The organism is Echinicola pacifica DSM 19836, from assembly GCF_000373245.1.
In the GTDB taxonomy this organism is placed as follows: Bacteria; Bacteroidota; Bacteroidia; order Cytophagales; family Cyclobacteriaceae; genus Echinicola; species Echinicola pacifica.
This window is the reverse complement of record NZ_KB890743.1, coordinates 17,797-42,973: the sequence shown is the minus strand read 5'-3', so window position 1 is coordinate 42,973 and position 25,177 is coordinate 17,797. Positions and strand designations below refer to the sequence as shown.

The 25,177-nt window shown below is 44.2% G+C and carries 13 protein-coding genes; 4 read left to right on the top strand and 9 right to left on the bottom strand.

Annotation, left to right across the window (positions count from 1 at the left end):
- Window positions 1-154 precede the first annotated feature (154 nt).
- The 3 genes from B050_RS0110275 to rluF all read left to right on the top strand — a co-directional run bounded on the left by B050_RS0110275 (window position 155) and on the right by rluF (window position 6,137).
- Window positions 155-3,220, top strand: a complete 3,066-nt coding sequence (locus B050_RS0110275; protein ID WP_229802501.1) for a SusC/RagA family TonB-linked outer membrane protein — start codon at window positions 155-157, stop codon at window positions 3,218-3,220.
- Window positions 3,221-3,238: 18 nt separating this feature from the next.
- A complete protein-coding gene (locus tag B050_RS0110270) occupies window positions 3,239-4,762 on the top strand; it encodes a RagB/SusD family nutrient uptake outer membrane protein (RefSeq protein ID WP_018473832.1) in 1,524 nt (507 codons plus the stop codon).
- Between the two features lie 643 nt (window positions 4,763-5,405).
- A complete protein-coding gene (rluF, locus tag B050_RS0110260; RefSeq protein WP_018473831.1) occupies window positions 5,406-6,137 on the top strand; it encodes a 23S rRNA pseudouridine(2604) synthase RluF in 732 nt (243 codons plus the stop codon).
- An 18-nt stretch (window positions 6,138-6,155) separates the two neighbouring features.
- Here the strand turns inward: rluF and B050_RS0110255 are convergent, their stop codons facing one another.
- From B050_RS0110255 to B050_RS22245, 9 genes are all read right to left on the bottom strand, one after another.
- Window positions 6,156-7,541 carry a c-type cytochrome domain-containing protein gene (locus B050_RS0110255; protein WP_018473830.1) on the bottom strand — a complete coding sequence of 462 codons (1,386 nt, stop codon included), beginning with the start codon at window positions 7,539-7,541 and terminating at the stop codon, window positions 6,156-6,158.
- 24 nt (window positions 7,542-7,565) lie between these two features.
- Window positions 7,566-9,062 carry a DUF1501 domain-containing protein gene (locus B050_RS0110250; RefSeq protein WP_018473829.1) on the bottom strand — a complete coding sequence of 499 codons (1,497 nt, stop codon included), beginning with the start codon at window positions 9,060-9,062 and terminating at the stop codon, window positions 7,566-7,568.
- A 7-nt stretch (window positions 9,063-9,069) separates the two neighbouring features.
- Window positions 9,070-11,376: a PSD1 and planctomycete cytochrome C domain-containing protein gene (locus tag B050_RS0110245; protein ID WP_026235786.1), complete on the bottom strand. Its 2,307-nt coding sequence runs from the start codon at window positions 11,374-11,376 to the stop codon at window positions 9,070-9,072.
- Window positions 11,377-11,388: 12 nt separating this feature from the next.
- Window positions 11,389-12,420 carry an NHL repeat-containing protein gene (locus B050_RS0110240; protein ID WP_018473827.1) on the bottom strand — a complete coding sequence of 344 codons (1,032 nt, stop codon included), beginning with the start codon at window positions 12,418-12,420 and terminating at the stop codon, window positions 11,389-11,391.
- A gap of 399 nt (window positions 12,421-12,819) precedes the next feature.
- Entirely contained in the window at window positions 12,820-13,194 is a 375-nt protein-coding gene (locus B050_RS22250) for a response regulator (protein ID WP_044202231.1), read from the bottom strand.
- Window positions 13,195-13,200: 6 nt separating this feature from the next.
- Window positions 13,201-16,227 carry a PAS domain-containing protein gene (locus tag B050_RS0110230; protein WP_229802500.1) on the bottom strand — a complete coding sequence of 1,009 codons (3,027 nt, stop codon included), beginning with the start codon at window positions 16,225-16,227 and terminating at the stop codon, window positions 13,201-13,203.
- A 243-nt stretch (window positions 16,228-16,470) separates the two neighbouring features.
- On the bottom strand, window positions 16,471-19,347 hold the full coding sequence (locus B050_RS0110225) for a two-component regulator propeller domain-containing protein (protein ID WP_018473824.1): 2,877 nt from the start codon (window positions 19,345-19,347) through the stop codon (window positions 16,471-16,473).
- 242 nt (window positions 19,348-19,589) lie between these two features.
- A complete protein-coding gene (locus B050_RS0110220) occupies window positions 19,590-19,958 on the bottom strand; it encodes a GreA/GreB family elongation factor (protein WP_018473823.1) in 369 nt (122 codons plus the stop codon).
- Window positions 19,959-20,623: 665 nt separating this feature from the next.
- Window positions 20,624-22,198 carry a cellulase family glycosylhydrolase gene (locus B050_RS22245; protein WP_018473822.1) on the bottom strand — a complete coding sequence of 525 codons (1,575 nt, stop codon included), beginning with the start codon at window positions 22,196-22,198 and terminating at the stop codon, window positions 20,624-20,626.
- 520 nt (window positions 22,199-22,718) lie between these two features.
- Between B050_RS22245 and B050_RS0110210 the strand changes: the two genes are divergently transcribed.
- The gene (locus B050_RS0110210) at window positions 22,719-25,172 is read left to right on the top strand and encodes a glycoside hydrolase family 2 TIM barrel-domain containing protein (protein ID WP_018473821.1); all 2,454 of its coding nucleotides are present in this window, start codon (window positions 22,719-22,721) and stop codon (window positions 25,170-25,172) included.
- Window positions 25,173-25,177 lie beyond the last annotated feature (5 nt).

The following is a 25,177-nucleotide window of genomic DNA, read 5'->3' as shown; positions in this document are numbered from 1 at the left end:
TACCAGTTTAGCTGGATTTTTTAAATGATAATTCTCCTTTAAGGTAGGTGTTGAGTTTGCAATTTCTTGATTAATAGTTTCTTATATGCTGTTTTGAAAGAAGATGACTTAAAAATAAATACTACTACTTATGCGAAAGTTTATACTAAGTTTAATGATTACTGTAATATCAGTAATGTCAGTAATGGCTCAGCGGACCATTACTGGAAAGGTGAGCGCAGTGGAGGAGCCGGAAGGTATTCCCGGAGTTAATATCAAAATTAAGGACTCTTCCATTGGTACGGTGACCAATTTGGAAGGGGAATATTCCTTGGTGGTTCCAGATGATACCCAGTTTTTGATATTTAGTTTTGTAGGATTCAAAAGCAAAGAGGTGGCTCTTACGAACAGTAGTACGCTGAATGTGGTCCTGGACCTTGATGTCAAATTACTAAATGAGGTAGTAATCGTGGGGTATGGCACACAGGAGAGACGTGAAATAACGGGCTCAGTGGCTTCAATAAAAAGTGAGGCCATAGAGAATCTTATGTCTCCGTCTTTTGAGTCACAGTTCGCTGGTCGGGCTCCTGGAGTGCAGGTGACCACCCCTAGTGGTGTCTTAGGCCAAAGACCGATAATTCGTATCAGAGGGGTAAACTCCATTTCTTCTAATGCAAATCCTCTGATCGTTATTGACGGAGTGCCGGTGCTAGATAGTGACCGGTCGGCGATTGTGGACTCTAACCCTCTGGCCAATATAAATCCAGCCGATATATCGAGTTATGAAGTCCTGAAAGACGGTTCGGCCTCTGCCATTTATGGTTCTCGCGCTGCCAATGGGGTAATTCTGATCACGACAAAACGTGGATCAACAGGTAAAGCTAAAGTATCCTATAATACCTCTTTGGGAGTAAATAAGGAAATAAATCGATTCGAATTATTAACAGGAGACCAATTCGTGTCGATAGCAAACGAAAAAAGGACCAATGCAGGACAAAGTCCCCTGGCCGTTCTTGGAACCAATACCGATTGGCAGGATATGGTGTTCAGGGCAGGATTCACTCAGCAGCACAACTTATCGATATCTGGTGGCTCTGATGCCACTAAATACTTCTTTTCCCTAGGATTTACCGACCAAGAGTCATCTATTATCTCCAATGACCTCAGCAGGTATTCATTCCGAGCCAATTTGAATCATAGTGTTTCTAATAGAGTGCGCTTAGGTACCTCCTTATCTTATTCGTTTACGGAGATTGTTGGGCTTAATGTCGGGCCGGGTTTCCTCTCTGGTGTCATCTATAATGCCACGAGATCCCTGCCTAATGTTCCTATTTACGATTCGGAAAACATCGCTTTCGATGGGTTTAATGTGACTCCAAATGGTAGCACTACAGGCTTTGGTAATAATCTTGCAGGACCTGATAACAATATTTCAAATATTGGTTTTGTCATACAAAACAATGAGTACCGTAACCGGGTGCATAGAATGATGGGTAATGCTTTTGCTGAGGTGGATCTTCTCCAAGGCTTAACTGCCAAGACCCAGATTGGTGTGGATATCACCTTAGCGAATGATTTCAGAAGTCTTGACCCTAGGCATGGAGATGGCAGAGGATCAAATGGGGATGTTTATATGGGGTATAGCCCTGCTTCTCGATGGAACTGGCAGAATACCTTGAATTACCAAACGGTCTTTGCAAATGATCATAGTTTGAATATTACCGCAGGTTTGGAGTATCAGTTTAGTAAATTCTATAATTTCTTCGGGCAAGGCTCAGACCTATCGGATAGTTTTTACCGAAAAAACAACCTGATTAGTGGCTCATTTAATGACCAGTTTACGGGTGGGGGGTACACCGAGAGAGGATTTGATTCTTATTTTGGTAGGTTTAATTATAGCTATCAAGGAAAATACCTTGCTTCTTTTACCTTGAGAAATGACGGGATCTCTGATCTTGCCGCAGGAAATAAGCGTGGTACCTTTTATGGAGGATCTATTGGCTGGAGACTTTCTGCTGAGAATTTCTTCAATTCGGATTTGATTTCCGATTTGAAAATGCGAGCCTCCTTTGCAGAGGTAGGTAATACCGAAATAGGATCCTTTGCCGCTTTTGGTGGTTATAGCCCTGTTTTGGGGGGAGCTGGTGCAGGTATAGGCTATGATCGGATCGCCAATAATCAATTGCAATGGGAGACCTCCCGGAAATTAAATATAGGCTTGGATATGAATATTGGAGCAGTAACTATTTCTGCTGATTACTTCAAAAATAATATCAATGGACTAATACTAGAAGCTCCAACCATCCCTTCTCTGGGGGTGCCAAAGAATAAAATAAACCAAAATGTGGGCTCCATGACCAATAGTGGTCTGGAGCTGAGGGTCATGTCCAAAGTGCTGGAAAATGAGTCTTTTAGCTGGAATACAGATTTTAATATCACCTTTATCAGCAATAAGGTTAATAGCCTGGTACAGCCTCTTTCATCTGCATATAATAGAACAGTGGAAGGGAAATCCATTGCGCAATTATATGGCTACCAGTGGGCAGGGGTAAATACCGCTAATGGTAATCCAATGTATTATAGTGGTGAGGGTATCGTACAATTTAATCTTGAGCAGGATATCGATGGGAAAAATCAAAAAACCTGGAGAGCCTATGATCCCGAAAATCCCGCAAACATCTCTGTACTAGGAGATTTTCCCACCCGGGATTTTCTAGGAAACACCCTTCCTAAATGGCAAGGTGGATGGTCCAACAGTTTTAAATTTGGCCAATTTGATGCAGAAATCTTTACTCGTTTTTCTGGCGGTAATTATATTATGAATGAGTCACTAAGAGGCTTATTGGGACAAGGTTTTTCAAATAATCATGTTTCTATCCTGAATCGTTGGACGGAGAGCGGGCAGGTAACTGATATCCCTAAACTCTTTACTGCTACCGACCAGGATATGTGGCAAAACTCCGCTTCGAATTCTAGGTTTATAGAAAAAGGTGACTTTGTGAGAATACAGAATATCATTGTGGGCTACACCTTGCCTGCAGAACTGTTGGCCTCAGCTTTTGACGGGATGATTACCAATGCACGGTTCTTCGCACAGGTTCAAAATCCCTTCCTGTTTACAGGGTATTCGGGGCTAGACCCAGAGGCTAACCAGTATTCCAGCCAGCTTCAGTTTGGGGTGGATTATAACGTAGCACCGATAGTACGTACCTATTCTGTTGGCCTAAATGTTGGCTTTTAATATTTAAACTACTGAAATATGAAATTTATACTTAACACTTATATAAAAAGGAGCTTGATATTAATTGCCTTAATAGGTCTAGCTTCTTCCTGCGATGTGATTGATCTCACTCCTGCGAATTTAATTCCTGACGATGAGGCCTTCTCCACTGAGCCACGTATCGAGTCCGCTGTATTGGGAGTGTATGAATCGGCTCAGATAGGTTTTTACAATGATGTGGTTCAGCGGGGCTATCCTTTTGGAGCTGCGAATGTGGAACAGGGCGATTTGCGTGGTGAGGATCTGTATAATGATCAGCTGTTTTATGAGATCACCTATACAGGTTCTTACTCTCCTACATCTGCCAATAATAATGGAATGTGGATCAGCTTATACAGGATGATCAACCGTCTTAATATTATCTTAGAAAAGCTCGATCCAGCCTTCGAATCAGGGCTTCTGACGGCCGATACCCGGGACAATTACCGTGGAGAATTATTATTTCTTAGAGCTTTGAGCCATCATGAGCTTCTGGTGCATTTTGCGAGACCTTATATGGATGACCCATCTCTCCCAGGTGTGCCTTACCGGATCTTTGGAATCGATGAAGTGGCTAAAATAAGCCTAGGTGAGATGGTGAGACGAGGTACTGTGGGTGAGGATTATGATCAATTATTGGCGGATTTGGACCAAGCAGAAGATCTGATCAATGAAGGTGGAACATTTCGTGCCAGCTGGGGGGCAGTTATTGCCCTGAAAACCCGTATCAAACTCCATAAAGGAGATTGGCAAGGGGTGCTGGATGAATTTAAAAAGCTGGAAGGCAAATACGCTATAACCAGTGATCCAGCAGCTCCTTTTAGATCAGGAGGCCAAAGCACAGATAATATTTTCTCCTTCCTGAATTCTGCCGAATCCAACCCCGGAACCAATGGTGCCCTTCCTGCGATGCTCGGAAATCCAAATACAGGAGGCCGTGGCTTGGTCAAAATCAGCCCCTTAATATGGAGAGCAGATTTCTGGATGGTTGATGACACTAGAAGGAAATTGACCTCCTCTGGTGGATTGGGGGTATATACCACAAAATATGTCGATGCCACCAGTTTCTCCGATCCTAATGTGATCTTGAGGTATTCCGAAGCGGTACTCAATGCCGCAGAGGCTAGCGCCAGATTAAATGATCTCGCTGCTGCTGTCACCCTGGTAAATCTAGTGAGAGATCGATCAATTCCCTCTACAGCTGCTTCCTATACCGTCGCCGGCCTGGAAGATCAAAATAGTGTAATACAGGCGATCCTAAATGAGAAAAGGATTGAATTCCTGGCTGAAGGTAAGAGGTTTGGCGATATCCACCGCCTATCAGGTGAGGGTAGAATGAATGGGGTGCCACCTAAGGCCTCTTCCCGATCCATTACCAATGTCAATTTTTATACTACAGATCGCGAAATCCCTCTTAGTCATGCGATCCCTTATACCAGTACTCGGTTTATTTGGCCCATCCCTTTAGATGAAATACAAAATAATGGCTTAGAGCCTATAGAACAAAACCCTGGTTATTTTTAATCAGAAGGCGATTTTTAGATCGCCTCTCTGGAAATTATAATATAAATCATTAATGCCGATTTCAATTTAAATGTTAAAGAGGATGAGCCTTCCACTACAATTCGTTTGTAGTACACAAGGTTTCATCCTTTTTTTTGAGTTAAAGAAGGAATGACTTTAAATGCCAACTCAAATATTGATTGAAAATTAAGCACTTATTCCTGTCCGCTTTGCTCATTATTTGCATTGAGCTTCTTTTATCCAATATCCTATATCTCCTCTAGCATTGAAATAAATTACTTATTGATTCACTCGAGTGCAGCCTTTTTTTCGGGCATCGATGAATTTGCAATACAAGCCTCTTCGGTAAGGATGGCTCCATATCATGGGCTTTCAAATGGCCTTTGAAGAAAATAAGCAGGGAGAAAGAAGGTTTGGCCCGCTGAAATTTTTTTTCCTGAGCACCTAATTATACTTCCTATTTCCGCAGTTGCTAGTTTGACTAAAAGGTGTGGATTATAAAATGCGACTAAGAACACAAATAGGCAACAAGAAGTGCATGCAATACTTTTTTGCCTAACTTTGCCTTTGGTCATCAAGCAGCTGGGGCGCTTGGGAAATATGACCTTGGTCAGATAGATGTATAATAGTAATAAATAATGCCATGGCTGGGGATTCGGTAAGGATAAATAAGTATTTGAGCGAAATAGGATATTGCTCTAGAAGGGCTGCGGACAAGCTGCTGGAGGAAGGGCGCATCTGCATCAATGGCAAAGTGCCCGAATTGGGGACGAAGGTGAACCCCGGTGACGTGGTCAGTGTGGATGGGAAACCTGTCTCTCCTCCAAAGGAAGAATTTATCTATATGGCTTTTCATAAGCCTGTGGGGATTGTCTGTACCACGGATACTAAGAGAGAAAAGGATAATATCATAGATTTTATCAATCACCCTAAGCGCATATTTCCTATTGGCAGGTTAGATAAGCCCAGCGAAGGCTTGATTTTTTTGACCAATGATGGCGATATCGTGAATAAGATCCTTCGCGCCAAAAACAATCACGAAAAGGAATATCATGTCACCGTGGATCGGCCCATTACGCCGCAGTTTATTGAGCGAATGGGGGGTGGTATTCCCATTTTAGGGACCATGACGAATAAATGTAAGGTCATGCCCTTGGGCAAAATGAAGTTTAAAATAATCCTTACACAGGGTCTCAATCGTCAGATTCGGCGAATGTGTACCTATTTGGGCTATGAAGTAACCCGACTCAAAAGGGTACGCATTATGAATGTGCCCTTGGATGTTCCCGTAGGCAAGTGGCGGTACCTTAGCCCGGAAGAGCTTCAGGATATCCACCACCTGACCGAGGATTCTATAAAAACTTTCGACGATTGACCGACTGAAAGAATGCCCTTAAGCGCCTTCCACTTCAGTCTGCCAAAGGTATATTTTGGTTAGAAATTCAAGTTTTTTTAGCGGGGCAATTCCCTTTTCACTGATTTGGGTACCATATAAATTGAGGTATTCCAAATACTGCATTTTCTGCAAATACTGAAGCTCTTCATCGGTAATGGAGGTGCGCTGCAAGGACAACTGGCTGAGATGAGGGAATTTTTCCAGGAAGGAGAAGTCTAATCCTTCGGCGAGTGTCACATGGCCTAGATTCAACCAGGTGACTTGGTCGGAGACCTTTTCCAGAGCACTTATTTGCTCCTTTCCTATGGGTTTGCCAGATTGAAGGTAGCTGACTTGCAGAAAAGGGCTATCGGCCGCTAAATGAGATACGGAAAATCCTGCCTCCACCAACTGCTGTTCTTGCTCAGTGGAGGCGGCGGAGACCTGTATCGCATAAGCGGGGTTTTGCCATTTCACTTTTGGCGAGGCTATTTCCTGAAGAATTTCGGCAATATCCTCACTTTTCTCCACCTCTTTAACCTTCTTGTCAAAACTCGCTTCATTACTGATCCACCATTCCAATAAGGCTTTCTCGGAGGCCGTCAAGGGCTTTTTTCCATCTGGAGGCATGACATCCTCATGATCTTTGGGAAGGTTTACTCTTTTGAATAGCTCACTTTCTTCTGGAGATCCTGGCATCAATACCTCTCCATTTTCACCGCCTTTTAGAAAACCCTCGGGGCTGTCAAGCCTTAATTTACCCTTGGTTTTATCTGCATTATGGCAGCTTTCACATTTGGCCTCCATCAGGGGTTTGACCAGATCTGCATAGAGCAAGGCTTCATTGATGTCCTCTATTGGCGGCCGCTGGTTCTCTTCCTCCGTGGGAATACCCGCGAGGCTCTTCAATGGATCCGGCATATACCTAGTCAGATAATCTGAGCCGTGGGTAAGGTTGCCCCCAAGATGGCCGGTAAGGCTAAGGCATATCACACTCGCAAACAAAGAACCTAGATAGGCCTGCTCCAGTTTTTTGAACTTTAATAAATAAGCGATGCCAGCAAATACAAAAGTGGCAATGCCTAACCATTGGTGCCAAAAAACGGTGGAGCCTTGGTATTCGCCACTTAAGGATAAGAAATACCCTAATAAAGCGGCTCCAAAGGCACTAATAATCCCTAATCCTAAAACGAATCCCGTGCTGCTTCTCAGATGATGAAATCGAGGAAGTTTTGCTACCAGCTCCATCAGGAAGGCCAATAGAATAAATCCTATCGGAAGGTGAACTATTAGTGGGTGAAACCGTCCAAAAAATAACCATATTTCGTTTTCCTGACCCGTATTCTGCGCCCAGACGGGACTGGTAAGCAGGATTAAAATAAGTGATGCAATATATTTTTTCATTGTGAATAGGTATGATTAAGCGGATTAAGCTAAGATTTTTTCGATGACATTCCCATGCACATCGGTAAGTCGGAAATCCCGGCCTTGAAAATTATAGGTTAATCGTTCATGATTTAAACCTAATTGGTTGAGAATGGTGGCTTGAATATCATGGACATGGACGCGGTCTTTTATTCCATAATACCCTATTTCGTCAGTCTCCCCAAAGGTGATTCCAGGCTTGATCCCGCCGCCAGCCATCCACATTGTGAAGGCCTCCAGGTGGTGATCTCTACCCACAAAGGTCATCTCTTTTCCCCCACGGTTTTCCCGCATGGGTGTTCTGCCAAATTCGCCTCCCCAAATCACCAAGGTGTCTTCCAATAATCCTCGTTGCTTTAGGTCTTTCAATAGGGCGGACATCGGCTGATCCACTTCTTTGCAGCGGTCCTTAAATCCATGATTAAGGGCTTCGTTTTTGCCTGCTCCATGTGCATCCCATCCCCAATGGTACAGCTGGATGAAGCGTACGCCCTTTTCTGCCAGCCTTCTAGCGAGCAGGCAGTTATTGGCGAAAGAGGACTTGCCAGGTTCTGTGCCATACATATCGTGGATATATTGTGGCTCATCATTGATGTCCATGGTGTCAGGGACGGACATTTGCATTTTGAAGGCCATCTCATATTGAGAGATGCGGGTCATGATTTCAGGATCACCCACTTCTTCATATTGCTGTTGATTGAGCTTATTGATCGCGGAGATGGACTTCTGACGTAGCTCCCTGCTCATTCCCTTAGGGTCTGATAGGTATAGTACGGGGTCTCCCTGTGTTCTGCATTGTACTCCCTGGTACACGGAAGGTAAAAATCCACTGCCCCACACGCTCTTTCCTGCGCTGGGCGTGGTGCCTCCAGAGACCAAAACCACAAATCCCGGGAGATCCTGGTTTTCGGATCCCAGGCCGTAGGTGACCCAAGAGCCCATGCTTGGTTTTCCAAGCCTTGCCCCACCAGTGTGCATCAGCAGCTGGGCCGGAGCATGATTAAATTCGTCCGTATGGACGGCCTTAAGAAAAGCCACATCGTCCACACATTCGGTGAAATGCGGCAATCTGTCCGATACCCAGGAACCGGAATCTCCATATTGATTGAAATTAAACTGTGGGCCCAGCATCTGCGGTGTACCTTGGATAAAAGCGAACCTTTTACCTTCCAATAAGGAGGGAGGACAGTCGAGCCCATGAAGCTTCTGGAGCTCAGGCTTATAGTCAAAAAGCTCTAGCTGCGATGGCGCACCAGCCATATGAAGATAAATGACTCTTTTTGCCTTGGCAATATAGTGCGGAGGAAGTGCTTTCATCGGGTTGGAGGCATCCCGCATTAGGGTCTCAGCGATCTCCTTGTCCGAGTCACAGCCCGTCAATGCACTCCCCATCAAGCCTCCCAAAGCCAAAGAACCCATTCCTGCGACACATTTTTTAAGAAAATGACGCCGGGTATTTAGCTCGGCATTTCTATAATTTATTTCTTCTAAAAGATTCATGATCGACTTAGTTTTTGGTGATAAATGCATCTTGGTTCATGATCGCATTGGCCACAACCGTCAAGGCATTCTTCTCGGGATTCATTTCGGTAAGGTCTAAATTCTGCAGACCTTCTTTACTATTGCTAAAGTGCCCCTTCGACTCCTGATATAAGGAGAGCAATATCTCCAATTCATCAGCTGTGGGGGATCTGAAAATACTCATCTCAAAGCCTTTAGTGATTTGCTCCTCCGGCTTATTGGATACTTTGAGTAAGCTGTCAGCCATAGCTTGAGCAGCTTCTATATATACAGGGTCATTCAGTGTGGCCAGCGCCTGCAATGGAGTATTGGTGTTGATCCGTCGATTAATGCAAAACTCCCTGCTCGGCCCGTCAAAAGTGATCATGCTAGGGTAGGGACTGGTCCGACGAATATAGGTATAGACAGCCCTTCGGTGCTGATCCTCTCCTTCACTCGTTTTCCACTGAGCACCATTGTACACTACCTGCCAGATCCCCTCTGGCTGGTGAGGCATGACACTCGGTCCAAGCATCTTAGGACTCAAAAGACCACTTACGGCCAAGGATTGATCCCTGATTTGCTCAGCACTAAGCCGAACCCTTGGCCCTCGGGAAAGGTAATAGTTTGCAGGATCTTTTTCCTGAGCCTCCTCACTGATGGTGCTGCTTTGTCGGTAGGTCTGGGACATTACCATTAGTTTTAGCAGCTTCTTTATATCCCATTTCATGTCCTGCACCCAGTGTACCGCCATCCAGTCTAGCAGCTCGGGATGCGTGGGGGCATTTCCTTGGGAACCGAAGTCTTCCTGGGTGAGCACTATGCCCTTTCCAAAAAGCTTCGCCCATAGTCGGTTTACCGTCACCCTGGCAGTGAGTGGATTTTCACCACTTACCAGCCACTGCGCCATACCGAGCCGATTATAAGGACTGCCTTCTGGAAGTGGTGGAAGGGAGCCTGGTACTCCAGGATACACTTCCTCTCCATGGGTGGTCCAGTTTCCTCTATCAAATACAAACGTCTGCCTCTTCTCCTCCTCTGCTAACTCTTGCATTATGGGTAATGAATAGCTTTTGAGCTCCTTAAGTTCTTCCTCTTTGGCCTTCAGCAGAGAGGCTTTTTGGGCGATTCCACCGGAGGCTTGCACAGAATCTATCCATCGCTGGATATTTTCCTTTTTTTGAAGATCAATTTCTGTATATACCGGAAGGACAGGGCTCTCCACAGGATAGCTGTCCTTGTCCTGAGAATTGTTTAGAAAGGCATAAAATTCGTAATATTCATCATGTCTGATAGGGTCGTAAGGATGGCTATGGCATTGGACACAGGCCATGGTGATCCCTTGCCAAACTTCCCAGGTGGTATTTACCCGATCCAGGACTGCTGCCACCCGAAATTCCTCATCGTCCGTACCCCCTTCATCATTGGTCATGGTGTTTCGGTGGAATCCAGTAGCGATCAGTTGATCCTTGGTGGGATTGGGCAGTAAGTCTCCCGCCAGCTGCTCAATGGTGAATTGGTCAAAGGGCATATTTTGATTGAAGGCCTTGATGACCCAATCTCGGTATTTCCACATCTCCCGATGGCGATCTGCCTCATAGCCTTTTGAGTCAGCATAGCGGGCGAGGTCTAGCCACATGGAAGCCCAGTTTTCGCCATAAGAAGGAGAGTCCAATAGCCGGTCAACCCATTTTTCGTAATTTTTCAGGGAATTGTCTGCTTGCAGATCCCGAATCATCTCTTTGCTAGGGGGTAGGCCCACCAGATCGATGCTTAATCGGCGAGCAAGGACCTCGGGACTCGCCAGAGGCGATGGCTCCAGCCCCACTTCATTGAGTTTAGCTATGATAAAGTGATCGATAGGATTAGCGTCCGGGGATTGGCTATCTTGCAGCTCTAGCTCGGCAGGATCTGGAGGCACAAAGGACCAGTGATCCTCCCATTTCGCTCCTTGGTTTATCCAGCGCTTGAGGGTTTCCACCTCCTCATTGCTCAGTGCAGGGCCCTCTGGGGGCATGCGTTGCTCAGGATCAGCATGAGTGATACGCTTGATCATCTCACTTTCCTCCGCTTTGCCGGGGATGATGCCATGTTTGCCGGATTTATTGACCTCCATCGCATCTTCCTCAAACAATAAGCTGAATTCGCCCGACTGCTTTACCCCTCCATGGCAGCTAATGCATTTACCATTGATGATGGGGCGTACCTCGGCATTGAAATCCACTTTTTCCTCAGAGGAGGAATTGCAGCTCCATACACCCGCAGCCATCATGGCCCCCGTAAGCCCTAATAAAGACGCTAATCGAATCCTCATCTTTTTACTAATTTATATTCGCTCTAATTTTACAGGATAGGTTTTGTTGGAAGCCCATTGCGGAACATAAATGTTCTGGTCTCTGTCAATACAGACATCATGGGGATTTAAAAAAGTGCTTCCATCGTAGGCGATTTCCTGTAGCTGCCCATCGATATAGCTAGGTGCAGAACCTCCCGGAGCGGAGATTACCTTATTATTTTCGTCCATCACAATGACCAAGCCATCAAAAGCGTCCCAGGTCTTAGTGACAATGACTGCAAAATATAGATTGTTACCCTGAATTACAGGACGGCAAATCCAGCATCCCGGGGTGGCAATCGTTTCTAAATGCTTCCCATCCAGAGAGAAACGCTTAAATTCCTGAGCCGCTCGGGAAGTAACTAATAATTCGGGCTCCGCCTTACGCGTATCAAGACAGATCCCATGGGCCTGCTTAAGCTGGTAATCCGCTTCGCCTTGCCCAGCGAAATGACGGATGTATTCCCCCTTTGGAGAGTATTGAATCACATAACTTTTACCATAGCCATCAGCCACATAAATATCACCATTCGGGCCTATCGCCGTTTCTGTAGGATGGTATTCGCTTCCCTGACTATATACCCCGGATTCTTTGGGGTAGTCCAATGTCATTACTATTTTTCCACCCATAGTGGTCTTATATACCTGACCCTTTTCCGTGTCCGTGATATATAAAAATTCCTCTTCTCCTTCCTGGTGAAGGGTAAGTCCATGAGCTCCCGGGAAATCATGACCCCAGGTCGAAAGGACTTTGCCCGACTTATCATAGATTAAAACATTGTTTCGGGTTTCATTGGTCAAGAGTATCAAGCGACCCTTGGCGTCTTCTACCATCTCATGACAATCCTTTACTGGGAAGGCATTTGGAGATTGAGTACCCCAGTCTTTTTGTACCTTATACTGGAAATCCCCGTGACCAATGATTAGCTCATCGGCAGTTCTTTCTTTTCCAAAATTAATATTTGGGATCGCCAATGCTCCACAGCCAAGTAAGCTCGCTTTTGTAAATGTTCTTCGGTTCATCAAGAGTTGATTTGTTAATTGAATAAATTCTACCTCCTAAAATTGGAATAAAAAATACGAAAGCATTGTTCTGAGCGTCTCAAACCCTTGTGTATTCGTCTCAAACCCTGATTTGTAAAAGATTATTCTAAAATGATGCCTTTGTTCTTCCTAGTGGTGGAGGGCTGATTTCTGAGAACTATATTTAAAAAATGAGAGATCAGCTTCTTGAAATTGCTCCTCGACCTCCTTCATTAGCCTTAGGGTTTAATATAATTCCCCTTTCAAACCTTAGGTTTATTAGGGAGTTGAATCTTTCAAAAGGTATAGGAATGCAGGGTGTAAACTTTTAAATCTTTAGGTTTTTTTGATTCGGAAACCGAATTCTTAATGCGCGGTGCCCCACCAATAGGGAAAGGATTATTTATTAAATAAGGATTGAACAAATGTCCGTTGAAGTGGCTTGACCAAAAACTGGTTGACTCTGGAATAGGTCTTTACCCGGTCTCTATCGGCTTGATCGATGGAGGAGGTAAGCATAAAAATAGTAAGGTTGAGGATGATGTCCAGCTTATCCAATTCATCCAGAAATTCCCATCCGTTCATCAGTGGCATATTAATATCCAAAAAAATATAATAAGGTATATCGGCATTGCTGAGGATATGTGCCAAGGCCTCTTCTGCGGAAGTAAACTGTTTTATCTCAAGATGTGGAAATTCCTTATGCAGAATACTGCTATTGACATAGTTATTGATTTCATCATCGTCGATTAAAAGTACCATTGGTGTTCCCATGATTCACTATTTTATAATTTCAGCTTTTTGTGTGATTTTATGAACAATTAGGTCAAGCTCATTTACTGATTTTTCGATCATGTCCAATACCTCTGGGTAGGACTTATCATTGCAATCGTACCATTTGACCATATTAAGGAGTCCCTGAATCCGTGCAATTGGAGCGCGAAATTCATGGGATTGAATCCAGCTAATTTCTTTGAGTTGCTTATTATGGGTTTTGATTTTTTCGAGGTATTTCCGGGATTCCGTCACATCCAACACGCTCCCAACGGCCTTAAGAGGCTTACCGTCCTCATCTTTAATAATATAGCACCGATCCACCACATAGGCAATATCCTCGTCATCTAAAATAATCTTATACTCATCTTTCCAATAATTTTCCTCAGGAGTGCTCAATACTTTCTGTAGTGACTCCCATATCCTTTTTTGATCTTCTTTAGCTATCAATTGGTTCCAGGAATTGGTGGAGCTGAAGGGTTCGCTCGTTTCATAAGGGAACTTCTTGAGATAGGCAGTGCCGCGAATAATGGTCTCTGTAGTAAAATCAAGTTCCCAGATCATCTCATTGCTGGCCTTAAATGCCAGATTGAACCGCTCGTTGCTGAGCAGAAGTTCCTGCTCGTGGACTTTGGTGTCTGAGATATCCTGTATAGTCCCTTCTATCATATAAGGCAGGCCCTTTTCATTCAATAGCCAACGTATTTCTTGACGTATCCACTTGATGGACCCACCTGGAATCAGGATGCGATGCTCATAGGATTTGAGCATTTGAGAAGGGATATTATCCCCGGTTTTGGGGCTAAAGAGATGGCGGTCCTCCGGGTGAAATAAGTTTATGATATTCTTTATGGTAGGAATAAAATTCAGCCTGTCCTGCCCATAGATGGCATAGGTGCTATCACTCCATGTGGATATATCCTGATCTAGCTTGCGGTGCCAATACCCCAGTTTGGCTATTTTCTGAGCCCGCTTCAATTGGTTGAAAGCCAGTTGAAGCCTTATTTCTATCGTCTTTAGAGCATTAATATTCTTTGCCATCACGAAGATAACGTCCTGCTCCGGTGGAATAATGCTATTGATCAATAGGGGTATTTTCTCACCATTATTATTGAGGATATTACATTCTAATTCACTAGGACTACGGTTTCTTAATATCTTTGAAAAAAAATCCTTGCACCTTTCTCTCTCATCTTCAGGAACAAGATTCAGGAAGGATTTTTGATTCAGGTATTCCGTTGAATACTGAAGGTTTTTCGAAAAAGCCTTATTGGCTTTGATGAAGCCCAGGTCAAAATTAAGTATGCATTGAAAGTCTGGGGAGTTCTCAAAAAAACCACGAAAAGTATCTTTGGTGATCTTTTGGCGTATATATGGGCTGATCTGATCTGCTATGATACCCAAATTCCGAGCGGTTTTCTCAAGCTTATCGAAGGACAATTGGGAGGTGACCAGTATCACACCTATTACTTCATCCTTGACCATAAGTGGAAACCCCAACAGGTTTTCGAAGGATTTTCCGGACTTATTGTTGAATTCGGGAAACCGCTGACTTAGTTTTTGGCTGGTCCATCGGACAGGCTTCTGCACTACGCCGACTTCCCTGGCGATGACCTGACTCCAATGATCGTAGGGTAAACTGGTGGCCATACTCATCTCGGTGGAGGCAATATGGAATAGCTTTGATCGATCCATGGCATTGATCCATAAGCTAAGATTCTTTATTCCATTTAGCTTCGAAAGACTATGCGATACTTTCTGTAGGATCACATGGACGGTCTTTTCCTCAATAAGAAAGCGTGTGATTTCGGTTAATATTTCCTGTCTCTCAGCAATCTCCACCTGCTCAGTGATGTCCCAGGAGTTTGCGATAATCCCATGAATTGGGGAGGTGCCTAGTTGGTTAGTGAGGATAGTATGCAGCCATCTGTACTCGCCATCATTGCCCACAAATCTATATTTGGGCAAGGTGATGCGTGGCTGCTGAGCAGCAGATTCCAAATAGGGTAAAAGCGCTTCGGCATCGTCTGGATGAATAAATGAAAACGCATTCCTGCCGATAAATTGCTCAGGCTCTATTCCTAATACATTGCCAGAAGTAGGGCTTACATATTTGTATTCCCCCTGAGCATCAATTATGGCGATTAAGTCGGTGCCTTCCTGGACCATGGTTTTAAACTGCATTTCGCTTTCCAGCAGTTTCTTTCGCTTTACATCCTGCATCAGCATATTCTCCAGAATTCCGCCGATAGACACGATAAGCTTTATCTCCTGACTATTCCACTGGCGGGAGGAATCACGGACTTCCACCAACAAAAAACCTTGTCTTTCCGGGTCTTTGTCCAAAGGCATAATGACAATAGAGCTTAGCTGCTGCTGTTCAAGGTAATTTCTCAGGATGGGTTCCTTGATCTCCTCCAAAAATAGACATCTGGGACTTTTATAATCTTGCAGCAAGCCAATAAGCGGTGTCTCAAAAGTCGTACTGGAGTTTTGCTCCTCGGGACTACCGTCTTCTATGGAGGTCCATTTTTTTATATCTCCAAATAGTATCGGGTAATTCAAGGAGATACTGTGTAGATTTAATTTCTTCCCTACAAATTCTGCTGCGGCATAAAAGGCCTCCAAAGGTCTGTACACTCTCTGCAGGTCATTCACGATTAGGTTTACCCGATCAATAATTTCTAAATAGTTTTTTTCCCTTAAGGCACTCTGCTGACTGGTATATACATCACTTAGATCAATGGCTGTGACCAATTCAGCATCCTTTCCTTCAAAGGTGACAGGCCGACTTTTGATTTTGACATGGATGATGGTGCCATCTTTTTTGCGATGGACATAGAGATGGTCGTAGTCAGTAGCTTCACGTCTCCTTACCTTACCCACCGCTCGGAGGAGTTTCTCGATCTCTGAGGAAGGGCGGATGTCCTTGATTGTCATCGACAAAAATTCTTCCTCGCTATAGCCATAATGATGGATAGCCTCCTGGTTGACTCGCAGGAAATTCAAGGTCTCCAAGTCGTAAATCCACATTGGAAATGGATTTAAATCAAAAATTTGCTTATACACTTCAGACGCTTCAGCCATAAATTGCTGTAACTATTAGATTATTAGAAATGATATTAGGTATAATTTACTATTAAAATTTGAATAAATATAAGTTTCAATTTCTTCAATATACTCAAATTGTGCTGACTTTGGATTTAATATGGAAAAGCTTGCAATTATTGATTGCTAATTTTTCACTATTTAATCCTGCTTTATAGTTATTCCTTCTTAAAGCGTATCATATGCCAGCTCCCGGAAAGAGGTAGCATAAACCGATGGTGTCATATTAAATTCCTGTTGGAAGGACTTCGAAAAATGAGAAATATTCTTAAACCCAGATTGGCTTGCCGCTTCTGAGACGGAGAGCGAGGTAGTTCTTAGGAGCTTAGAGGCATGGATCAGCTTCACCTTCTTGATATGAGCCGAAAGGGTAAGGGCTGAATTTTCTTTGAATTTCCGATATAGCTGTGCTCTACTCATACCCATGGCAGTGCAGAGGGCTTTATTATCAAAAGATTCATTTTCTAAGTTATCCAATATTATCCTATCTATTTCCTCAAAGAAGGGGTCTGTTTTTACCTTTTTCTCTGCGATTTCCACCTTGTCTTCAGGGATCATAGCCCTGGTTTGTCCTGATTTCCTATATCTAAACCATAATAGATATCCGATCGATAGACTTATGAGGGCTATAGGTAGCGACCAATACCAGAAAATTAATGGTAGGGGAGGCACTGTGACCGATATGGTCTTCGGTGAGCTGGCCCAGACACCATCATTATTGCTCGCAAGGAGCTGAAGGGTATAGTTGCCAGGAGGAAGATTCGTATAGGAGGCGCTACGCTGCTGACTTACCTGCCACTCTTCATCCTTGCCTAGAAGCCTATACTTGTATTTGTTCTTGGAGGATTTTATGAAGTTAGAGGAGGCAAAGGTGAATTTTATAGAGGCCTGCCTGGGGTCGAGCTGAATTTTCTGGATGGTATTTAGATCAGTTTGTGCCCAGCTTTTATTTAGCTCTTTTGAGGGGGATTCGATGCTGGTAATGATCGCCTGCGGCGCAATAGGGTTGGTCAGTAAGCTATCAGGGTGGAAGATGCTCAAGCCTTCGATACTGCCTAGGTAAAGATTACCGTGGAGGCCGAGGGCTAAAGTTCCCGCTTTGGATACATTGCCTGCCAGACCATCCTGCTTATTATAGAGCTTCCACTGGTCTCCCGCAGCTTCCATCATATCCGAATAGCCATTTACCCAGATTCCGCTACTATTGGTGGCCCATAGTTTGTCTTTGCTGACTAGCAAATTAGTTATTGGACTTTGACCCATCATAGAATTGGTGAGTGGGCGGAGTTCATTTTGGTCAAAATGGAAGATCTGGCCATCATTCGTGCCAATTAGCAGTTTTCCAGTGGGGTCTGTAGCTAGTGAATTAATAGGCAGCCTTGCCGATGGGATAGGACTAAGCTTTCCGGCGCTATGGAAGTTAGTTTTATCGGGTAGGCGGAGCGCCATTAGCCCCTCATCAGTTCCAAAATAGGCCTGTCCTTCGGGGCCCTGGATATAGGTCGTAAGTTGGTAGGGCAGGGGCTCAGAAGCGATCAAAGTCTTATTTTCCTGAGGAGAGTAGATCGCATAGTGATGTTTGCCATAGAGCAGCATGCGGCCATCCTGAAGTCGGTTAATGCGCTGAAAAGTTTCTGGCTTAAACCCCTCCATTACCGGCAGTGCCTCAAATGTTTTAGAGTTCTTATCAAATAAAACCAAGCCATGAAGCTGGGTGAGAAGAAGGTATTGGTTGGCCTCGGCCAGTGGCTCTATATCCAGAATGGTATTATCTGGAAGGGCTCCCTTTTGGGAGTTTTTGAGGTAATGGACAAATTCCCCTGTTTGCAGGTCAAGGTGATTTAGCCCTCCTCCGTCAGTTCCGATCCATAGAGAATTCCCCTGATCTTCGATAAGACTTGAGATATGGTTAATGCTGAGGCTATTGCTGCTTCCTGGAATGGACTGGTAGGCATTGATTTGTGAGGGGAAATTGTCATATATAGTGACTCCACCATTGCTGGTTGCGATCAGCAGTTGTTTGTCCTCATTCATATAGTCGGTCAGTACGCTGGCGGTATTGCCTCGGTGGTTGATATGCCCCTTGGTGGTATAGCGAATGAAGGTGTCTGATTGGCGATTATAGATGCTCATGCCTCCCTGCATGCCTCCCACGACGAGCTTCCTGTCCATATCCTCCGAAATAGAATAGATGGAATTGGTCGCTATAGACTGCTTGGAATCATTGCTAAGGTATCGCTTAAATTGGTTTGTTTCTGTATCATATTTATTCAGACCTTCCTGCAAGGTGCCCACCCATATGTTTTGATAGCTGTCCTCAAAGATTGAGATTACAGTGTTTCCACTAAGGCTATAAGGGTTGTTGTTTTGGTTCATGAAACTCCGAAACTGACCAGTTTCAGGGTTTAGCAGGCTGATACCCGCATAGTTTGTCCCTATCCATAGGCGATGTAGGTGGTCCTCTACCAAGGTATTAATATCATTTCCCGAAAGCCCATTAGGTTCATTTGGCAGATTTTTATAGACCAGGAAATCATCCGTTTCTTCCCGGAATTTCGCCAGCCCCTCATTGGTGCCTATCCATAGATTGTTTTGATGATCCACAAATAGCACCTTGATGTTTTTGCCGGGGATAGCATGAGGCTTATCCGTAGCAGGTAAGTATTTCTTGAAGGTTTTAGTTTGCCGGTCAAATACATTAAGACCATATTTAGTGCCGATCCACAGCCTGTTTTGGCTATCTTCTATGATGGTATTGATCTGATTACTGGATAGAGAACTGGCGTCTTCTCCTGAGTGATTATATACCAAATAGTCATATCCATCAAATCGGTTGAGCCCATGCTGTGTTCCCAGCCACAAAAAACCCTGGTGATCCTGGTAAATGGCCGTGATGCCCGGATCAGAAAGTCCCTCAGTCGGCAGCTGATGAAGGTGGATTTTATGTTGAGCATAGCCAAAAAACCCTGGTATAGTAAGCAGGATTACCAGCAATAAGAGTCGCCTTACTGAAAGAGGAAATATGGTCTTCTTTGGTTTTTGCATTTATTATGTAGCAAAATAAGGAAGAAATCATAAGTATGGAAGGCTTAGTCAGAATGAATTCAATTTATTTGGCTCCAAAATAATATTTTCCACCAAAATGCGTAGGTATTGCCGAAGATTGGTCTATTGAAAATAGCTTGTAAGGCCTGAGGCCATAATAAATGGGACAAGGAACAGGTCTTTACGATCTATTCCTTGCCCCATAGATTCTTAGCGATAGGGGTGTTTTTTCTAGCTTAATATTAGTTGACCTTGAGGATTTTAAGTTTGCGTTTTCCAGCAGGCATCTGCCATTCGATTTCACGCCCTTCCTTGAAGCCTATCAAGGCCACAGAGAATGGAGCCAATAAGGAGACTTTGTTTTCTTTAAGATTGGACTTGTCTGGCATGACGATCGTCGCCTTGATGATATTATTCTTTTCCATATCCAGCACTTCCACCGAGGAGCCGATACAGACCACATCTGTAGGTACTAGTTCGTCTGCCACCACTTCACAGTTGCCAAGTTCTGTCAGTAACTGCTTTAGGTCAATTTGTTGACCATTAGACTGACCACTTTGGATGATACTTCTGATGGTATGATAATCTGATTTTTTTAGTATAGCTTTCATAAGTATTACAATTCGATTGTAGATAAAAGAGGAATTACCGGTGCGGAGGATCAGCCAAAAATAGTTCTGAATTTACTCGCTTTCAGAAGCTCTCCACAATCCCGGTATCAAATTGAGGAGAGCAACTTGATAAAAGCCTTATTATGAAAAAAGCACACAGATTTACCTCTCGCAGACAGGTAGCCTGAAGCCTGAATTCTAATGAATATCGTGGTTTTATCGGTCATATAATTTGAAAAAATGCGCCTTAGCTTTTGGAGCTGTGGCCTAGTGACCGAGTATTTTTTGCGGGTTTGGGAAGATCTAGCCTATAATCAGATTGTATCTCATCGTCCTCCAAATAGCATACAGGAGAACTGACCTTAGTGCTAAGGCGAGTTCGATGTGCGGTGCTTTTTGCTTTGGGAATGGATTTCATGATTTCAGGCTGTCTCCTTAGCAACTACGGTATTTGGAGGCTAAGGTTGGTACTTTTCTCTGTTTTTTATTCCACAACAGCCAAAAAGGCTTCATGATGAGCCTGAAATAATGATTATGATCCAATTTATAAGGATATAAATGGAAATCTCCCTAATTGGGGGGTAGGTTTTAGGGTAGTAATAAAAGAAAGAATAGTCAAAGAAGCTTGCTGGTGCAGGCGCATTTGATTCATTTCCCATTCGTTTTTAGTCCAGTTGCCAGGTGATCTTCCTCAGTTTTCCATTAGCGGGGATTTCCACCCAGCCCGAATTGGAATTCTCATGGGTGATGAGCTTGCCATTTACCACCTTCAATTCCTCCTCGCTAAGACCACTGAGGTCTGGGAAGAAAATTAAGGTGCTTGCTTTGAGGCTGGGGTTTTCCTGCCATGTCATCTCAAATTCATTCGTGTCAGGCTTCCAATGATAGTTTTTGAGTTCCCCATTAATCGCAAAAGGATAGGGCCTTTGGAGTGACTGAAGGAAGTAAGGACGGTTTTCCAGCCCATTTTCATAAGACCAATAGGCATGGGAGAAATTATACTTTTCGATTTGTGTGATCGCATGTTGTGCTACAGGTACCATATTATTTCCCCCGCCATAATAAGCGCCCCATTCTCCTAGCCACACGGGCATTTGGAGTTTTTTGGCGGTCTCGGATATTACCTGGAGGATATAATCCACCCTGCTTGAGGAGGTTTCTGAGGAGAATTCAGTATCCACCACCAGATCGTAAGCATGAGGAGCATAGGCTACCTGCGGATCAGGCTTCCCATTAGGCAAGGTGGTCCGCTGAATGCTGCTTGCCACCCCCATATTACCAAAATAAGTATGTTCTAAGAAAATGATTTTTTGCTCGTCCACCTCCCGAATGGCCTGCGCCACTTTCTGATAAAAAGGCTGCAAGCGCTCCTTTTCAAATGCTGAGGTGAGCGGGCTTAGCGCTTGGATCACCGAGCCAAAATCCGCCGCATTGTCCAATTTCTGTAGCGCTTCATTTCTGGAAGATGGCTCAGACCAGATGCCCATTAGCTCTTCCTCACCCAGTATAATTCCTGTTTTTTTGGCATGCAGTTCTCCATAAGCAGTTAGCAAGGCTGGCATGGCCTGCTGGGCAATGGACCCGGGAAAAGGCTCATTCATCAGGTCGTAGCCAATGACATTACTCTGGTTCTTATACCTCTCAGCCAGCATTTTCCACATCTCAGCGTAATGGTCTTGGAGACCTTTGCCATCCGCAGCAGGTTTATTTTGCCAGAAATTATCAAATGCCCCCTGTACCGCGGGACTTATCAGGTAAGAATCGCTCCAGACCTCCCCTTTATAATGCTCTAGCCCCTCATCTAAAGTCGCCCAGCGAGGAGCTCCATCGGAATATTTGGCGCTGAACAGATCCTGATGCATATCCAATATGACAAATACCCCATATTCTGCTGCCCACTTGATGTGCTTATCCAGTTCCTTAAGGTATTTTTCGTCAAACTGGTCCATCTCAGGTTCCACTCCATCCCAAATCACAACTAAGCGAATACTGTTCATACCCCATTCCTGTAGCCTCTTATAAAAATCCTTATCCACCAGCGGCATATAATTATCCTTAGGAGATTTATTGACCAGATTGATCCCACTGAGGATAATCTCTCGGCCTGCATGATCTACAAAACGATCTCCATCCACCTGTATAGATCTTACCAGAGGATCTTCCATGCTGGAAGTGGAATCACATGCAGAGGCTCCCAGAAGGAAGGAAAGTATAAAGGCGAATAATGATAAATTTCTCATTTGATAATGGGTTATTTAAAGCGGATTTGTTCCATATAGCTCCGCTTTATTCATGGTAAATGGAAGGAGAATTGGAGAACTTCTCACCTCTGTATACTATTTCGTATTAGGCTATAGGCGTGAATCGGAATCCGCGACTATTTGTCTAATGGTTAATAAATAGATCAAGGATTCGAAATATAATAAATAAGGATTCAAAATTATTTTTATTAAGTTATTTTAAGATTATTAATTCATGAATATTCCTGTTTGAATTAGGTGTCAGCTTATTAAAATTCTGTGGTTTATCGGTATTTATAAGGCAGGAGAAGTAGAAGGGAAATGTTCGGCTCTATTTTTAACAATTATATAATCCGGGAGAAATGGAAACTGGTGAGGACAAGAAGAGTACTTTACCGGCTGTTTTAATCAATTATTTTGCGGGAATAATCATATGAAGTAGGATTCGTGACATTCGTATTAAGTTTCTCCTTTCAATTCTCACAACTTGTAGGATCAATTGAATAACAATAATCCTAAAATGAAAAGAGTCTTATTACTTATTGGTTTTGTCTTGGCGAATGCGCTTCAGCTAAGTGCCCAGGATCTTAACTTCAACGAAGGTTGGAGGTTTTTAAATGAAAAAGCGGAGGGCGCTGAATCTCCGGAATATGATGATAGTGAATGGCGAGAGGTGACTTTGCCACATGATTGGGCCATCGAGGGACCTTTTGATGTGAAATATAATGCTCGGGCTGGCGGCCTCCCTTTCCATGGGACAGGCTGGTATCGGAAGGAGTTTACCCTTCCCAAAGGGGCACGGGACAAGGTCATCCGCCTAGAGTTTGAGGGTGCGATGTACAATGCTCATGTATATATTAATGGGAAGTTTGTCGGCAATCGCCCCTATGGCTATATCGGATTTGAATACGATATCAGCCAATACCTGAATTTCGGAGAGGGGACCAATGTGGTGGCCGTAAGGCTTAGCCCCGAGGACTTGTCCAGCAGATGGTATCCCGGAGCGGGAATCTACCGATCGGTTTGGCTAAAGATGGATGAGAAGATCCACGTGGACCACTGGGGGACCTATATCACCACGCCCACCGTGGGCCCAAAGAAGGCTGTAGTGCAAAATGAAACGGTCATTATCAATCGATTTTCGGAGGATAAGACCATTGTGGTTAAGCAAGAGTATTTTGCCCCTTCGGGGAATAAGGTGGCCGAGGGCGAGGAAGAGCTCCTCGTAAAAGCCGGCACTGAGCAAACCTCTGCCTTATTTGTAACAATAGAAAATCCTGCCATCTGGGGTTTAGAAAACCCTCATTTATATACTCAGGAGACCAGCCTATGGTCGGAAGGGAAGGAGATGGACCGCTATTCCACCAAGTTTGGCATTCGGGAGATAGCTTTTGATAAGGATGGCTTCTACCTCAACAGTGAGAAGCTGCGATTTCAGGGGGTCTGTCTTCACCATGATAATGGCCCTTTGGGGGCAGCGGTCAATCGACGTGCCATTCAGCGTAAGCTGCAGATCATGAAAGATATGGGGGTAAATGCCGTGCGCACTAGCCATAATCCACCTTCCCGGGAGCTCCTGGAATTATGCGATGAAATGGGGATTTTGGTTCAGGATGAGGCTTTTGATGTGTGGAAACTGGCTAAAGTACCCAATGGATATAATAAGTTCTTTGAGGAATGGTCCGAGATAGACCTTGCTGATATGATCAGGAGGGACCGTAATCACCCCTCCGTGGTGATGTGGAGCATAGGCAATGAGATCCTGGAGCAAGGAAAGAAGGAGATCGGATGGAAGCTGGCCAAGCAGCTCCATGAGGTCTGTGTGCAGATGGATCCCAGTCGCCCCACCACCGCCGGATTCAATTATTATTCAGCACCCTATGATAATAATATGGCGCAGCAGGTGGACATAGCGGGTATGAACTATAAGCCTTCAATGTACAGTGAGGTGCGTAAAAACTATCCGTATCTGCCAACTTATGGTTCGGAAACCTCCAGCGTGACCAGTAGCCGAGGAGTATATCATCTGCCGATAGAGAAGTACAGTACCCATGAGTCCTTGCAGGTGACCAGTTATGATATTATTGGTCCGCCATGGGCTTACCCACCTGATATTGAGTTTTATTTTCAGGAACAAAACCCTCACAGCATGGGTGAGTTTATGTGGACTGGTTTCGATTATTTGGGAGAGCCGACCCCCTATGGCGGCAAGGACAATTCCACCAATGGTTACTGGAATGCCGATTGGCCCGCACGCAGCTCGTATTTTGGGGCGGTGGATCTTAGCGGCTTCCCCAAAGATAGATTTTATCTGTACCAAAGTCAGTGGACCAGCAAGCCTATGATTCATGTATTGCCACACTGGAACTGGGAGGGAATGGAAGGTCAGGAGATCCCGGTTTACTGCTATACCAATTGTGATGAGGTAGAATTATTTGTCAATGGTAAATCGATGGGCAGGAAGGTAAAAGGAAAAGACAAAACAAATATTATTGTGGATTTTTTACGATATGAACCCAAATCTTTTGATTCTCCCTATCGTCTCAGCTGGATGGTGCCCTATGAGGCTGGAAATATAAAAGTGATTGGGTACAAGAATGGTGAAAAAATAAACGAAAAGTCTATATTCACCGCAGGAAAACCCTATCAACTGGCCTTGGAGGTGGATAGAGAGAAGATTTTGGCAGATGGGGTGGACCTAGCCTATATCACCGTTAAGGTGTTGGACAAGGAAGGTAATGTATGTCCTTTGGCCGATAATAAGGTGAGTTTTATAGTGGAGGGCGTGGGCAGACTAGAGGCCGTCGGAAATGGAGACCCTACCAGTACGGCATCTTTTCAAGCCGATAATAGGAAGGCATTTAATGGCCTATGCTTAGCGATCCTGAAGGCCTCAAAAGAGAAGGGTGAAATCTCCCTAACCGCCCAATCCAAGGGGCTCAAAAAAGCAAGCATTAGCATTATTTCTGAATAATATGA

What these genes read in the sequence shown, in the direction of transcription:
- rluF (WP_018473831.1), top strand. Translation starts at nt 5,406, where the DNA reads ATGGCTGGGGATTCGGTAAGGATAAATAAGTATTTGAGCGAAATAGGA.
- B050_RS22245 (WP_018473822.1), bottom strand. Translation starts at nt 22,198, where the DNA reads ATGAGAAATTTATCATTATTCGCCTTTATACTTTCCTTCCTTCTGGGA.
- B050_RS0110245 (WP_026235786.1), bottom strand. Translation starts at nt 11,376, where the DNA reads ATGAGGATTCGATTAGCGTCTTTATTAGGGCTTACGGGGGCCATGATG.
- B050_RS0110270 (WP_018473832.1), top strand. Translation starts at nt 3,239, where the DNA reads ATGAAATTTATACTTAACACTTATATAAAAAGGAGCTTGATATTAATT.
- B050_RS0110250 (WP_018473829.1), bottom strand. Translation starts at nt 9,062, where the DNA reads ATGAATCTTTTAGAAGAAATAAATTATAGAAATGCCGAGCTAAATACC.
- B050_RS0110220 (WP_018473823.1), bottom strand. Translation starts at nt 19,958, where the DNA reads ATGAAAGCTATACTAAAAAAATCAGATTATCATACCATCAGAAGTATC.
- B050_RS0110210 (WP_018473821.1), top strand. Translation starts at nt 22,719, where the DNA reads ATGAAAAGAGTCTTATTACTTATTGGTTTTGTCTTGGCGAATGCGCTT.
- B050_RS0110275 (WP_229802501.1), top strand. Translation starts at nt 155, where the DNA reads ATGATTACTGTAATATCAGTAATGTCAGTAATGGCTCAGCGGACCATT.
- B050_RS22250 (WP_044202231.1), bottom strand. Translation starts at nt 13,194, where the DNA reads ATGGGAACACCAATGGTACTTTTAATCGACGATGATGAAATCAATAAC.
- B050_RS0110255 (WP_018473830.1), bottom strand. Translation starts at nt 7,541, where the DNA reads ATGAAAAAATATATTGCATCACTTATTTTAATCCTGCTTACCAGTCCC.
- B050_RS0110240 (WP_018473827.1), bottom strand. Translation starts at nt 12,420, where the DNA reads ATGAACCGAAGAACATTTACAAAAGCGAGCTTACTTGGCTGTGGAGCA.
- B050_RS0110230 (WP_229802500.1), bottom strand. Translation starts at nt 16,227, where the DNA reads ATGTGGATTTACGACTTGGAGACCTTGAATTTCCTGCGAGTCAACCAG.
- B050_RS0110225 (WP_018473824.1), bottom strand. Translation starts at nt 19,347, where the DNA reads ATGCAAAAACCAAAGAAGACCATATTTCCTCTTTCAGTAAGGCGACTC.